We start from the raw sequence: 14,049 nt of genomic DNA, 5'->3' as shown, positions 1-14,049 counted from the left end.
TCTCGTGTCGCCATCAGAACCAATCTGTAAACAAGCTGAATATTGTCTTGGTCTCACCAAAACACCTTCGGTGTTGTAAGGTTAAGCCTCACGGATCATTAGTACTGGTTAGCTCAATGCATCGCTGCACTTACACACCCAGCCTATCAACGTCTTAGTCTTAAACGTTCCTTCAGGGGCCTTGAAGGCCCAGGGAAGACTCATCTTGAGGCAAGTTTCGCGCTTAGATGCTTTCAGCGCTTATCTTTTCCGCACTTAGCTACCGGGCAATGCCATTGGCATGACAACCCGAACACCAGTGGTGCGTTCACTCCGGTCCTCTCGTACTAGGAGCAACCCCTCTCAATCTTCCAACGCCCACGGCAGATAGGGACCGAACTGTCTCACGACGTTCTAAACCCAGCTCGCGTACCACTTTAAATGGCGAACAGCCATACCCTTGGGACCTACTTCAGCCCCAGGATGTGATGAGCCGACATCGAGGTGCCAAACACCGCCGTCGATATGAACTCTTGGGCGGTATCAGCCTGTTATCCCCGGAGTACCTTTTATCCGTTGAGCGATGGCCCTTCCATTCAGAACCACCGGATCACTAAGACCTACTTTCGTACCTGCTCGAGCCGTCACTCTCGCAGTCAAGCTAGCTTATGCCTTTGCACTAACCTCACGATGTCCGACCGTGATTAGCTAACCTTCGTGCTCCTCCGTTACTCTTTGGGAGGAGACCGCCCCAGTCAAACTACCCACCAGACACTGTCCTCACCCCAGATTATGGGGCCGAGTTAGAACATCAAACATTAAAGGGTGGTATTTCAAGGATGGCTCCACGCAGACTGGCGTCCACGCTTCAAAGCCTCCCACCTATCCTACACATCAAGGCTCAATGTTCAGTGTCAAGCTATAGTAAAGGTTCACGGGGTCTTTCCGTCTTGCCGCGGGTACACTGCATCTTCACAGCGAGTTCAATTTCACTGAGTCTCGGGTGGAGACAGCCTGGCCATCATTACGCCATTCGTGCAGGTCGGAACTTACCCGACAAGGAATTTCGCTACCTTAGGACCGTTATAGTTACGGCCGCCGTTTACTGGGGCTTCGATCAAGAGCTTCGCCTTGCGGCTGACCCCATCAATTAACCTTCCAGCACCGGGCAGGCGTCACACCGTATACGTCCACTTTCGTGTTTGCACAGTGCTGTGTTTTTATTAAACAGTTGCAGCCAGCTGGTATCTTCGACTGGCTTCAGCTCCATCCGCGAAGGACTTCACCTACATGCCAGCGTGCCTTCTCCCGAAGTTACGGCACCATTTTGCCTAGTTCCTTCACCCGAGTTCTCTCAAGCGCCTTGGTATTCTCTACCTGACCACCTGTGTCGGTTTGGGGTACGATTTAATGTTACCTAGAGCTTAGAGGCTTTTCCTGGAAGCAGGGCATCAACTACTTCTGCACCGTAGTGCATCGTCATCACGCCTCAGGGTTAGTATGCAACCGGATTTACCAGGTCACACCCCCTACACGCTTAAACCGGGACAACCGTCGCCCGGCTAGCCTAGCCTTCTCCGTCCCCCCTTCGCAGTAACACCAAGTACAGGAATATTAACCTGTTTCCCATCGACTACGCTTTTCAGCCTCGCCTTAGGGGTCGACTCACCCTGCCCCGATTAACGTTGGACAGGAACCCTTGGTCTTCCGGCGAGCGGGCTTTTCACCCGCTTTATCGTTACTTATGTCAGCATTCGCACTTCTGATACCTCCAGCAACCCTCACAGGCCACCTTCAACGGCTTACAGAACGCTCCCCTACCCAACAACGCTAAGCGTCGCTGCCGCAGCTTCGGTGCATGGTTTAGCCCCGTTACATCTTCCGCGCAGGCCGACTCGACCAGTGAGCTATTACGCTTTCTTTAAATGATGGCTGCTTCTAAGCCAACATCCTGGCTGTCTATGCCTTCCCACATCGTTTCCCACTTAACCATGACTTTGGGACCTTAGCTGGCGGTCTGGGTTGTTTCCCTCTTCACGACGGACGTTAGCACCCGCCGTGTGTCTCCCGTGATAACATTCTTCGGTATTCGGAGTTTGCATCGGTTTGGTAAGCCGGGATGGCCCCCTAGCCGAAACAGTGCTCTACCCCCGAAGATGAGTTCACGAGGCGCTACCTAAATAGCTTTCGGGGAGAACCAGCTATCTCCCGGTTTGATTGGCCTTTCACCCCCAGCCACAAGTCATCCGCTAATTTTTCAACATTAGTCGGTTCGGTCCTCCAGTTAGTGTTACCCAACCTTCAACCTGCCCATGGCTAGATCACCGGGTTTCGGGTCTATACCTTGCAACTAATCGCCCAGTTAAGACTCGGTTTCCCTACGGCTCCCCTATACGGTTAACCTTGCTACAAAATATAAGTCGCTGACCCATTATACAAAAGGTACGCAGTCACACCACGAAGGTGCTCCCACTGCTTGTACGTACACGGTTTCAGGTTCTATTTCACTCCCCTCGCCGGGGTTCTTTTCGCCTTTCCCTCACGGTACTGGTTCACTATCGGTCAGTCAGGAGTATTTAGCCTTGGAGGATGGTCCCCCCATATTCAGACAGGATGTCACGTGTCCCGCCCTACTCATCGAACTCACGACCTGTGCATTTTAGTGTACGGGGCTATCACCCTTTGCTGCGCGACTTTCCAGACGCTTCCACTAACACACAAGCCGATTCAGGTTCTGGGCTCCTCCCCGTTCGCTCGCCGCTACTGGGGGAATCTCGGTTGATTTCTTTTCCTCGGGGTACTTAGATGTTTCAGTTCCCCCGGTTCGCCTCATGCCACTATGTATTCATGACATGATAGTGTGTCGAAACACACTGGGTTTCCCCATTCGGGTATCGCCGGTTGTAACGGTTCATATCACCTTACCGACGCTTTTCGCAGATTAGCACGCCCTTCATCGCCTCTGACTGCCTAGGCATCCACCGTGTACGCTTAGTCACTTAACCTCACAACCCGAAGATGTTTCCATCGTTCGCGCTGCAAACATTTGAGAGACTCTATGACAGGTTACTCTTTATCCCAGTACATCTACGGAGGGATAAATTTCAGCCGTCATGTTTCAATTTTCAGCTTGTTCCAGATTGTTAAAGAGCAATATCTTAAACATGACTCGCAAGTCATCTTTAAGATTTTTTCGGTTATCGCTAACCGGTGATAATGTCTTTCACTCATTATCGGAATGGCGTCCCCAAGGGGATTCGAACCCCTGTTACAGCCGTGAAAGGGCAGTGTCCTAGGCCTCTAGACGATGGGGACACGAAAATCCGATTAAACTGAATAACTTAATCGGTTCGTATCAGCATGAATAACTCATGGCATCAACAGGTAGCGCTTTGCTCGTTACTTTTTCATCAGACAATCTGTGTGAGCACGCCACTCGAATCAATATCTTTAGGTAAGGAGGTGATCCAACCGCAGGTTCCCCTACGGTTACCTTGTTACGACTTCACCCCAGTCATGAATCACAAAGTGGTAAGCGCCCTCCCGAAGGTTAAGCTACCTACTTCTTTTGCAACCCACTCCCATGGTGTGACGGGCGGTGTGTACAAGGCCCGGGAACGTATTCACCGTAGCATTCTGATCTACGATTACTAGCGATTCCGACTTCATGGAGTCGAGTTGCAGACTCCAATCCGGACTACGACATACTTTATGAGGTCCGCTTGCTCTCGCGAGGTCGCTTCTCTTTGTATATGCCATTGTAGCACGTGTGTAGCCCTACTCGTAAGGGCCATGATGACTTGACGTCATCCCCACCTTCCTCCAGTTTATCACTGGCAGTCTCCTTTGAGTTCCCGGCCGAACCGCTGGCAACAAAGGATAAGGGTTGCGCTCGTTGCGGGACTTAACCCAACATTTCACAACACGAGCTGACGACAGCCATGCAGCACCTGTCTCAGAGTTCCCGAAGGCACCAATCCATCTCTGGAAAGTTCTCTGGATGTCAAGAGTAGGTAAGGTTCTTCGCGTTGCATCGAATTAAACCACATGCTCCACCGCTTGTGCGGGCCCCCGTCAATTCATTTGAGTTTTAACCTTGCGGCCGTACTCCCCAGGCGGTCGATTTAACGCGTTAGCTCCGGAAGCCACGCCTCAAGGGCACAACCTCCAAATCGACATCGTTTACAGCGTGGACTACCAGGGTATCTAATCCTGTTTGCTCCCCACGCTTTCGCACCTGAGCGTCAGTCTTCGTCCAGGGGGCCGCCTTCGCCACCGGTATTCCTCCAGATCTCTACGCATTTCACCGCTACACCTGGAATTCTACCCCCCTCTACGAGACTCTAGCTTGCCAGTTTCAAATGCAGTTCCCAGGTTGAGCCCGGGGATTTCACATCTGACTTAACAAACCGCCTGCGTGCGCTTTACGCCCAGTAATTCCGATTAACGCTTGCACCCTCCGTATTACCGCGGCTGCTGGCACGGAGTTAGCCGGTGCTTCTTCTGCGAGTAACGTCAATTGATGAACGTATTAAGCTCACCACCTTCCTCCTCGCTGAAAGTGCTTTACAACCCGAAGGCCTTCTTCACACACGCGGCATGGCTGCATCAGGCTTGCGCCCATTGTGCAATATTCCCCACTGCTGCCTCCCGTAGGAGTCTGGACCGTGTCTCAGTTCCAGTGTGGCTGGTCATCCTCTCAGACCAGCTAGGGATCGTCGCCTAGGTGAGCCATTACCCCACCTACTAGCTAATCCCATCTGGGCACATCTGATGGCAAGAGGCCCGAAGGTCCCCCTCTTTGGTCTTGCGACGTTATGCGGTATTAGCTACCGTTTCCAGTAGTTATCCCCCTCCATCAGGCAGTTTCCCAGACATTACTCACCCGTCCGCCGCTCGTCACCCAGGGAGCAAGCTCCCTTGTGCTACCGCTCGACTTGCATGTGTTAAGCCTGCCGCCAGCGTTCAATCTGAGCCATGATCAAACTCTTCAATTAAAAGCTTGATTTGCTTCCACTCGAGAAGCGATGCTCAAAGATTTACTGCATGAATTTTACTTCAGTTAGTCACTCTTCAAGACTTGATATTTTTTTGCATCCGAAGATGCTGGATATCGTCTTGTGGAGTGCCCACACAGATTGTCTGATAAATTGTTAAAGAGCAGTGCCGAGAAACTCATCGGCGCGGGCTGCGTATATTACGCTTTTCGCCCGGAGAGTCAAGCGTTTATTTCGCTTTCTTCTCGCTGACCCGGCGGCTTGTCAGTCGTTGTTCCCGGTCAGTGGAGGCGCATTATAGGGAGTTCTCGGCGGGCCGCAACCCCTAAATGCAAAAAACTTTTCAAGCGTTCAAATAATCACCAAAAATGCCTTTTTAGGATGTTTATTAGTCAAAAAATACCGGTTTTAGCACAGTAATAGCGGCAAACCCTGTAAATAGGGACAAACGAAGATAAAGAAAAGGGAGCGGTCACCCGCTCCCTTTCATCTTTATTACGCTCGATTGCCGTTATTGACGTGCAACAATATGGTCGTTTTCCACATCCAGCGTGACCAGCTTGCCGGGGATCAGCTTACCGGACAGGATTTGCTGCGCCAGCGGATTCTCGATCTCCTGCTGAATAGCGCGTTTCAACGGACGCGCACCATACACAGGGTCGTAACCGGTTTTGCTCAACAGCGCCAGGGCCGGTTCGGTCATGGTCACTTCGTAACCGCGCTCTTCCAAACGCTTGTACAGACGCGACAGCTGAATCTTGGCAATTGCAGCAATGTGTTTCTCGCCCAGCGGATGGAACACCACCACTTCGTCGATACGGTTGATGAACTCCGGGCGGAAGTGGTGACTCACCATCTCCATCACCGACTCTTTCATCTGTGCATAGTTCATCTGACCGAAATGCTCCTGGATCAGATCGGAGCCCAGGTTGGACGTCATGATCACCACGGTATTGCGGAAATCGACGGTACGACCTTGACCATCGGTCAGTCGGCCGTCATCCAACACCTGCAACAGAATATTGAATACGTCCGGGTGCGCTTTCTCGACTTCATCCAGCAGAATCACCGAATAAGGCCGGCGGCGCACGGCCTCCGTGAGGTAACCGCCCTCTTCATAGCCGACATAACCCGGAGGCGCGCCGACCAGACGAGAAACGGAGTGTTTCTCCATAAACTCGGACATGTCGATACGCACCATGGCGTCGTCGCTGTCGAACAGGAACGAAGCCAGCGCTTTGCAGAGCTCGGTTTTCCCCACCCCGGTCGGGCCCAGGAACAGGAACGAACCGATCGGCCGGTTAGGATCGGACAACCCGGCACGGCTGCGGCGAATAGCATTCGAGACCGCGCTGACCGCTTCGTCCTGGCCGATAACCCGCGAATGCAGCTCTTGCTCCAGGCGCAGCAGTTTGTCACGCTCCCCTTCCAGCATTCTGGCAACCGGGATCCCGGTCGCACGCGCCAGCACTTCAGCAATCTCCGCATCGGTCACCCGGTTGCGCAGCAGCTTCATGCTCTTGCCTTCGGCCTGCGTGGCGGCGGCGAGCTGTTTCTCCAGCTCAGGAATTTTGCCGTACTGCAGTTCCGACATCCGCCCCAGATCGCCGACGCGGCGCGCCTGCTCCAGAGTGATTTTGGCCTGCTCGAGTTCGGCCTTGATGTTCTGAGTACCGGAGAGCGAGGCTTTTTCCGCTTTCCACTCTTCTTCCAGCTCCGAATATTCGCGCTCTTTCTGCCCCAGCTCGTCGCTGAGCATGTCCAGGCGTTTCTTGCTGGCGTCGTCAGACTCTTTATTTAACGCCTGTTGTTCCAGCTTCAACTGAATGATGCGGCGTTCAAGCCTGTCGAGCGATTCCGGCTTGGAATCCATCTGCATACGAATGCTGGACGCCGCTTCGTCGATCAGGTCGATAGCCTTGTCCGGCAATTGACGATCGGCGATATAACGGTGTGAAAGCGTTGCCGCCGCCACGATGGCCGGGTCGGTGATCTGCACGTGGTGGTGCAGTTCGTAACGTTCTTTCAAGCCGCGCAGGATAGCGATGGTGTCTTCCACGCTCGGCTCCGCCACATACACTTTCTGGAAACGACGTTCGAGCGCCGCATCCTTCTCTATATATTGACGATACTCGTCGAGCGTAGTCGCGCCGACGCAGTGCAGCTCGCCGCGCGCCAGCGCCGGTTTGAGCATGTTGCCCGCATCCATGGCGCCATCCGCCTTACCGGCGCCAACCATGGTGTGCAGTTCGTCGATAAACAGGATAACGCTGCCTTCCTGCTTGGCCAGATCGTTGAGCACGCCTTTCAGACGCTCTTCAAACTCGCCGCGATACTTGGCGCCGGCGATCAAGGCGCCCATATCGAGGGACAATACGCGCTTGTGCTTCAGCCCTTCAGGCACTTCGCCGTTGATGATGCGCTGCGCCAGGCCTTCGACGATGGCGGTTTTACCCACGCCAGGCTCGCCGATCAGCACCGGGTTGTTTTTGGTACGGCGCTGTAGCACCTGGATGGTGCGGCGTATCTCTTCGTCACGGCCGATTACCGGGTCAAGTTTGCCCTGCTCGGCGCGTTCGGTCAGATCGATGGTGTATTTCTTCAATGCTTGCCGTTGGTCTTCGGCGCCTTGGTCTTCCACGCTGTCACCGCCTCTCATTTGTTCAATGGCTTTGCTGATTTTGTCGGCCGTTGCGCCGGCCGCTTTCAACAAGTCGGTCAACGAGCCGCGGTCTTCCAGCACCGCAAGCACAAACAGCTCGGAAGAAATGAATTTGTCCGCGCGCTTCTGCGCCAGCTTGTCGCACAGGTTCAAGACGCGCACCAGCTCGTGGGACGGTTGAACGTCGCCACCGGTGCCTTCTACCTGCGGTAAACGGGACAGCGCCTGTTCGATTTCGGTGCGCACGCGCCCGGCATCGATACCTGCGGAAGTTAATAGTGGACGAACCGTGCCCCCTTCCTGATTGAGCAGGGCGCTCATCAGATGTAGCGGTTCAATAAACTGGTTGTCGTGCCCAAGGGCTAGTGACTGGGCATCGGCGAGGGCAAGCTGGAATTTGTTGGTAAGACGATCCAGACGCATAACACCTCCAAGATGGGTCGAAATTGCTACTGGAGATTAAATGAGGTCATCCCTCAAATTTTCAAGGTTATCTCGACGCTAAATTTTCGGTACAACGCCATGCGTCGTTGGATCGTCCTAATTCAATAGGTTATATCAGCCAGATTAAACTTGCCAGACGTCCGGTTATTCCATCGCGTCGATAGGAGAAAAAATGACTCTTTTCGTTAACCGTGCAGCGGTCGCCGCCATAGATGGCCTGCACGCCTGCCCGCAACAAACGTTGGCGCGCCAGTAAGTAGATATTAGCCAAAAACTTATCGCCGTGCGGCATAAACGCCGCCGCGGCTTCGGCGTCTTCCGCGATAAAGGCGGCACGCACCTCCGGCCCGACTTCAAACTGCTGCGGGCCAATCGCCGGCCCCAGCCAGGCGCGGATCTGGCCCGGTGCGGCGCTGAACGCCGCCACGGTTTGTTCCAGCACGCCGTGGCACAACCCACGCCAGCCGGCATGGGCGGCGGCCACTTCATCGCCGTTCTGCGAGCAGAACAGCACCGGCAGACAATCCGCCGTCATCACGGCACACACCTGCCCCGGCACGTTGCTGTACACCGCATCCGCCCGCAGATCGGCGGGCGCTTGCCCCGTCAACGTCACCACGCGGGTGCCATGTACTTGCTCGAGCCATACCGGCATCTGCGGCAAGCCGGCGGCGGTAACCAACCGTTCCCGATTGCGCTTCACCGCTTGCTCCTCGTCACCGACGTGGGCGCCGAGGTTCAGCGAGTCATAAGGCGGCAGGCTGGTGCCGCCGCCGCGCGTGGTGCTGCAGGCCTTAACGCCGGAAGGCAACGGCCAGTCGGGCAGAATGAGTGAATTCATTACCAGTCCATCTGATCTTTGAATTCTTCGGTGTCCGCCTTCAGCGCGTTGATCAGATCGACCATGTCTTGCGGCAGCGGCGCATGCCACTCCATCTGGATACCGCTGATCGGATGATACAAACGCAGCATGGTGGCGTGCAGCGCCTGGCGGTCAAAGCCGCGCAGCGTGTTGATGAAGGCTTCCGAAGCGCCTTTCGGCGGACGTGGACGGCCGCCGTACAGCGGATCGCCCACCAGCGGATGGCTGATGTAAGCCATGTGTACGCGGATCTGGTGAGTACGGCCGGTTTCCAGGCGCAGACGCAGGCGGGTGTGCGCACGGAAGTGTTCCATAATGCGGTAGTGCGTCACCGCCGGTTTACCCATCGGGTGCACCGCCATGTGGGTGCGCTTGGTAGAGTGACGCGCGATAGGCTCTTCTACCGTGCCACCGGCGGTCATGGTGCCGATCGCCACCGCTTCGTATTCACGGGTAATTTCACGCGCCTGCAGCGCTTCCACCAGCCGGGTTTGCGCCGGCACGGTTTTCGCCACCACCATCAGACCGGTAGTGTCTTTATCCAGACGGTGCACGATGCCGGCGCGCGGCACGTCGGCGATTTCCGGATAATGATGCAGCAATGCATTGAGCACCGTGCCGTCCGGGTTACCGGCGCCAGGATGCACCACCAAATCGCGCGGTTTGTTGATCACCAGGATGTCGCTGTCTTCATAGACGATATCCAACGCGATATCCTGCGGCTCCCAACGCGCCTCTTCTTCAATCTGTGCATCGATGGCGACGGTCTCTCCGCCCAGCACCTTCTCTTTCGGTTTGTTTGACGTTTTGCCATTGACCTTCACCCGATCGCCCAGGATCCACTCTTTTATGCGAGATCGTGAATAATCAGGGAACAATTCGGCCAAAGCCTGATCTAAACGTTGTCCGAGTTGAGATTCGGCCACCGTTGCGGTGAGTTGTACTTGTTGTGCCATATGCAGCTTCTTCGTTAACGTTGGGTTTTCACGGCGATGCCGTTTAATATAATGTGCTATTGTACCTGGTCTTTGTCGGGAGCTTAACGGACAGTCTCCCGGAATAACACCCTGAGGATAATCAAAACGTCATGACGCGTATGAAATATCTGGTGGCGGCAGCCACGTTGAGCCTGGCGCTGGCAGGTTGCTCCACATCCAAGGATGCGGTTCCCGACAACCCACCTTCGGAAATCTATGCTACCGCGCAGCAAAAACTGCAGGACGGTAACTTCAAGGGCGCGATTACGCAACTCGAAGCGTTAGATAACCGCTATCCTTTCGGGCCGTATTCCCAGCAGGTCCAGCTGGATTTGATTTACGCCTACTATAAGGCTGCCGACTTGCCGATGGCTCAGGCATCCATCGATCGCTTCATGCGTCTGAACCCGACGCACCCGAACATCGATTACGTGATGTACATGCGCGGCCTGACCGACATGGCGCTCGATGACAGCGCACTGCAGGGCTTCTTCGGGGTTGACCGTTCTGACCGCGATCCTCAGCACGCTCGCGCTGCGTTCCGCGACTTCAGCCAGTTGATTCAGCAATACCCGAACAGCCAATACGCGACCGACGCCAACAAGCGTTTGGTGTATTTGAAAGACCGTTTGGCCAAGTATGAGCTTTCGGTGGCGGAATACTACACTAAACGCGGTGCTTACGTCGCGGTCGTTAATCGCGCCGAGCAGATGTTGCGTGAATTCCCGGATACCAAAGCAACGCACGACGTGTTGCCGCTGATGGAAAATGCCTACAAGCAGCTGCAGCTGAACGGCCAGGCTGACAAAGTGGCCAAAGTGATCGCCGCCAACCCGCAATAACCGCGCGTCGGCAACGACAGAAAAACAAAACGGCAGCCTCGGCTGCCGTTTTCATTGGCGTGGACCGGTTTTTTACTGGAGAAATACACAAGTAAAAACACGGTGTTAGCTAACGTTCCTCACCGGTCAACTCATCGATAATGCGCCATCCGGCGGCAACTCTCAAGCATTAGATAGCCAATTCAGATGCTGAATCACAGATTGAACTAACTTTGCAAAAAGTGACAAAAAATCGTGATTTACATCACGCATTTAAACAAAAAGCGGGGTATGCTGGATTCACCAAGACGGAAAGACAGAGAGGTAAGTTATATGACATTGAACATTACCAGCAAACAAATGGATATCACTCCCGCAATCCGCAATCACGTCGAAGACCGTCTCACCAAACTGGAAAAATGGCAGACCCAGCTGATAAACCCACATATCGTCTTATCTAAAGAACCGCAGGGGTTTGTCGCCGACGCTACCATTACCACGCCTAACGGCCCGCTGGTCGCCAGCGCCAAACATGATGACATGTACACCGCCGTTAATGAGCTGATCGCCAAGCTGGAGCGCCAGCTGAACAAGGTGCAGCACAAAGGCGAAGCGCGCCGCTGCAATGCCAGCGTGAAAGACATCGTGCCGGAAGTCACGCAAGAGCAAGAATAACCGTCCGACAGCGATTGCCGCATCAAACGCGCCCGAGGGCGCGTTTTTTGTCGGGTATTTTTGTTGACGGGGTAAAGGCCAGCGGTTACTTTAAAACCTGATCACATTAACCTTAGGTAGACCATGCCACGCACACCGTTTTTCTTCGCATTCTTTTTTACCTTCCCCTGACTGGGAGGCGTTTCGTCGTGTGAGAAAGAATGCGAAGACGAACAACAAGGCCTCCTGGAAACAGGGGGCTTTTTTTATGGCTATTTTACAACGAATAAGAACTGAAGGCGGAAGCTGATTATGACTGACAACCCGTTATTGGTGCTGCGCGAGCGCATCAGCGCACTGGACTTGAAACTGTTGGCCCTGCTGGCGGAACGCCGTGAGCTGGCGATCGAAGTCGGCAAGACCAAGCTGCACTCTCACCGCCCGATCCGCGATAAAGAACGCGAGCGCGACCTGCTGGACGCGCTGATCGCCGCCGCCAAACCTTACGATCTGGACGGCTTCTACGTCACCCGCCTGTTCCAACTGATCATTGAAGACTCCGTTCTGACCCAACAGGCGCTGCTGCAGCACCAGCTCAACCCCGTCAGCCAGCACTCCGCCCGCATCGCCTTCCTCGGCCCGAAAGGCTCTTATTCACATCTGGCGGCGCGTCAATACGCCGCCCGCCATTTCGATCAGCTGATCGAATGCGGCTGCCAGAAGTTTCAGGATATCTTCACCCAGGTGGAAACCGGCCAGGCGGACTACGCGATACTGCCGATCGAGAACACCAGCTCCGGCTCGATTAACGAGGTGTACGATCTGCTGCAACACACCAGTCTGTCGATCGTCGGCGAGCTGACTAACCCGATCAACCACTGCGTTCTGATTGCCGGCGACAGTGATTTGAGCCAGATTGAAACCGTCTACAGTCACCCGCAGCCGTTCCAGCAGTGCAGCCAGTTCCTGAACCGCTTCCCGCACTGGAAAATCGAATACACCGAAAGCACCGCCGCCGCGATGGAGAAAGTCGCCAAGCTGAGTTCACCGAAGGTAGCGGCGCTGGGCAGCGAAGCCGGCGGCGCACTGTACGGGCTGCAGGTGCTGGAACACAACCTTGCCAACCAGCAGCAGAACATCACCCGCTTTATCGTCCTAGCGCGTAAAGCGATTGACGTCTCCGAACAGGTGCCGGCCAAAACCACGCTGATCATGGCGACCGGCCAGCAATCCGGCGCACTGGTCGAAGCGCTGCTGGTTCTGCGCGACAACGGCATCATCATGACCAAGCTGGAGTCACGCCCGATCAACGGCAATCCGTGGGAAGAGATGTTTTATATCGATGTGCAGGCCAATCTGCGTGCCGACGCGATGCAAAAAGCGCTGCGCGATCTGGCACCAATCACCCGCTCGCTGAAGGTACTGGGCTGTTACCCGAGCGACACCGTGGTGCCGGTCAACCCATCCTGAAACCATAAAAAAAGGGTTCGGCCAAGCCGAACCCCTTACCTTTACGTTTACCACCCGCGTTTACTGCCGGCTGTCGTTAGCCTGCCGCAACAGCGTGCGGCTCTCCACCAGGAAGCGCTGGGCGTAATCGCCGAACCAGTGCTCCACCTTGCGGAAACTGTCGATAAACGCCTGTTTGTCGCCATGCTCCAACAACTTTATCGCCTCGCCGAAGCGCTGGTAGTAACGCTTAATCAGCGCCACATTTTCCTCCGACGACATGATGATGTCGGCGTACAGCTGCGGATCCTGCGCAAACAGGCGGCCAACCATCGCCAGCTCCAGCCGGTAGATCGGCGAGGAGAGCGCCAGCAGCTGCTCCAGTTGCACGTTCTCTTCCGCCAGGTGCAACCCGTAGGCGAAGGTGGCGAAGTGCCGCAGCGCCTGAATAAACGCCATGTTTTGATCGTGTTCGACCGCGCTGATGCGATGCAGCCGCGCCCCCCACACCTGCAGTTGTTCAAGCAACCACTGGTAAGCCTCCGGCTGGCGGCCATCGCAGTAGACCACTACCTGCTTCGCCACGCTGCCCACGTCCGGACCGAACATCGGGTGCAGCCCCACCACCGGGCCGTTGTGCACCGCCAGCATCGCATGCAGCGGACGGTTCTTCACCGACGCCAAATCCACCAGAATACAGTCGTCGGGCAACGTTGGCAGGCGGCTTATCACCTGCTCTGTCACATGGATCGGCACGCTGACGATCACCATGCCGGCGTCGGCCAACAGCTGTTCCGCCTGTGGCCAATCTTCCTGATCCAATACCCTGACCTGATAACCCGACAACGTCAGCAGACGGTTGAACAGCCGGCCCATCTGGCCGTTGCCGCCGATGATGACGATCGGCCTCAGCTGCGGGCACAGGGTTTTAAAGCCTTTATCGTTCTCGCTGACGTATGATTCGCGCATCACGCGGCGCAAGACGTCCTCAATCAAATCCGGCGGCACCCCGAGGTTTTCCGCCTCCTGACGGCGCGAGGCCAGCATCGCCGCCTCGCGCTCCGGCACATAAACCGGTAAACCGTGGCGGCTTTTCACCTCCCCCACTTCCGCTACCAGATGCAGGCGTTTTGCCAGCAGATCCAGCAACGCTTTGTCCACCTCGTCGATTTGATCGCGCAGCGCGGTCAGTTCTGCCACCATA

The 14,049-nt window shown here is 55.2% G+C and carries 8 protein-coding genes, 1 tRNA gene, 2 rRNA genes and 1 other annotated feature; of the genes, 4 read left to right on the top strand and 7 right to left on the bottom strand.

The window, feature by feature from the left end:
• Positions 1-77 precede the first annotated feature (77 nt).
• From V8N38_RS03985 to rluD, 6 genes are all read right to left on the bottom strand, one after another.
• Positions 78-2,984: ribosomal RNA gene (locus V8N38_RS03985) — 23S ribosomal RNA — on the bottom strand.
• Between the two features lie 234 nt (positions 2,985-3,218).
• A tRNA-Glu gene (locus V8N38_RS03980) sits at positions 3,219-3,294 on the bottom strand.
• Positions 3,295-3,434: 140 nt separating this feature from the next.
• Positions 3,435-4,976, bottom strand: a 16S ribosomal RNA gene (locus V8N38_RS03975).
• The 16S and 23S rRNA genes sit together here with 1 tRNA gene alongside, the layout of an rRNA operon.
• Before the next feature lie 511 nt (positions 4,977-5,487).
• Positions 5,488-8,061 carry an ATP-dependent chaperone ClpB gene (clpB, locus tag V8N38_RS03970; protein WP_025301647.1) on the bottom strand — a complete coding sequence of 858 codons (2,574 nt, stop codon included), beginning with the start codon at positions 8,059-8,061 and terminating at the stop codon, positions 5,488-5,490.
• A gap of 130 nt (positions 8,062-8,191) precedes the next feature.
• Complete coding sequence (yfiH, locus tag V8N38_RS03965; RefSeq protein WP_070914976.1) at positions 8,192-8,923, bottom strand: purine nucleoside phosphorylase YfiH; 732 nt, start codon at positions 8,921-8,923, stop codon at positions 8,192-8,194.
• The gene (gene rluD / locus V8N38_RS03960) at positions 8,923-9,900 is read right to left on the bottom strand and encodes a 23S rRNA pseudouridine(1911/1915/1917) synthase RluD (RefSeq protein WP_004932452.1); all 978 of its coding nucleotides are present in this window, start codon (positions 9,898-9,900) and stop codon (positions 8,923-8,925) included. Before rluD ends, yfiH begins: the two co-directional genes overlap by 1 nt.
• A 131-nt stretch (positions 9,901-10,031) precedes the next feature.
• Between rluD and bamD the strand changes: the two genes are divergently transcribed.
• The 4 genes from bamD to pheA all read left to right on the top strand — a co-directional run bounded on the left by bamD (position 10,032) and on the right by pheA (position 12,866).
• The gene (gene bamD / locus V8N38_RS03955) at positions 10,032-10,763 is read left to right on the top strand and encodes an outer membrane protein assembly factor BamD (RefSeq protein WP_004932456.1); all 732 of its coding nucleotides are present in this window, start codon (positions 10,032-10,034) and stop codon (positions 10,761-10,763) included.
• A 312-nt stretch (positions 10,764-11,075) separates the two neighbouring features.
• Positions 11,076-11,417 carry a ribosome-associated translation inhibitor RaiA gene (gene raiA / locus V8N38_RS03950; RefSeq protein WP_004932457.1) on the top strand — a complete coding sequence of 114 codons (342 nt, stop codon included), beginning with the start codon at positions 11,076-11,078 and terminating at the stop codon, positions 11,415-11,417.
• A 122-nt stretch (positions 11,418-11,539) separates the two neighbouring features.
• Positions 11,540-11,666 (top strand) — a sequence feature (Phe leader region).
• Positions 11,541-11,588, top strand: coding sequence for a hypothetical protein (locus V8N38_RS03945; protein WP_101428074.1), 48 nt, complete (start codon positions 11,541-11,543; stop codon positions 11,586-11,588). Its footprint overlaps the feature before it by 48 nt.
• 42 nt (positions 11,667-11,708) lie before the next feature.
• Entirely contained in the window at positions 11,709-12,866 is a 1,158-nt protein-coding gene (pheA, locus tag V8N38_RS03940) for a bifunctional chorismate mutase/prephenate dehydratase (protein WP_147839758.1), read from the top strand.
• Positions 12,867-12,926: 60 nt separating this feature from the next.
• On the opposite strand, the gene tyrA is transcribed toward pheA, so the two are convergent.
• Positions 12,927-14,048, bottom strand: coding sequence for a bifunctional chorismate mutase/prephenate dehydrogenase (gene tyrA, locus V8N38_RS03935; protein ID WP_100396071.1), 1,122 nt, complete (start codon positions 14,046-14,048; stop codon positions 12,927-12,929).
• Position 14,049 lies beyond the last annotated feature (1 nt).

The organism is Serratia nevei (assembly GCF_037948395.1).
Classification (GTDB): Bacteria; Pseudomonadota; Gammaproteobacteria; order Enterobacterales; family Enterobacteriaceae; genus Serratia; species Serratia nevei.
This window is presented reverse-complemented; position numbering and strand designations above follow the sequence as displayed.

Excerpts from the sequence above, each read along its gene's own strand:
- rluD (WP_004932452.1), bottom strand. The coding sequence starts at position 9,900 with ATGGCACAACAAGTACAACTCACCGCAACGGTGGCCGAATCTCAACTC.
- pheA (WP_147839758.1), top strand. The coding sequence starts at position 11,709 with ATGACTGACAACCCGTTATTGGTGCTGCGCGAGCGCATCAGCGCACTG.
- yfiH (WP_070914976.1), bottom strand. The coding sequence starts at position 8,923 with ATGAATTCACTCATTCTGCCCGACTGGCCGTTGCCTTCCGGCGTTAAG.
- raiA (WP_004932457.1), top strand. The coding sequence starts at position 11,076 with ATGACATTGAACATTACCAGCAAACAAATGGATATCACTCCCGCAATC.
- bamD (WP_004932456.1), top strand. The coding sequence starts at position 10,032 with ATGACGCGTATGAAATATCTGGTGGCGGCAGCCACGTTGAGCCTGGCG.
- tyrA (WP_100396071.1), bottom strand. The coding sequence starts at position 14,048 with ATGGTGGCAGAACTGACCGCGCTGCGCGATCAAATCGACGAGGTGGAC.
- clpB (WP_025301647.1), bottom strand. The coding sequence starts at position 8,061 with ATGCGTCTGGATCGTCTTACCAACAAATTCCAGCTTGCCCTCGCCGAT.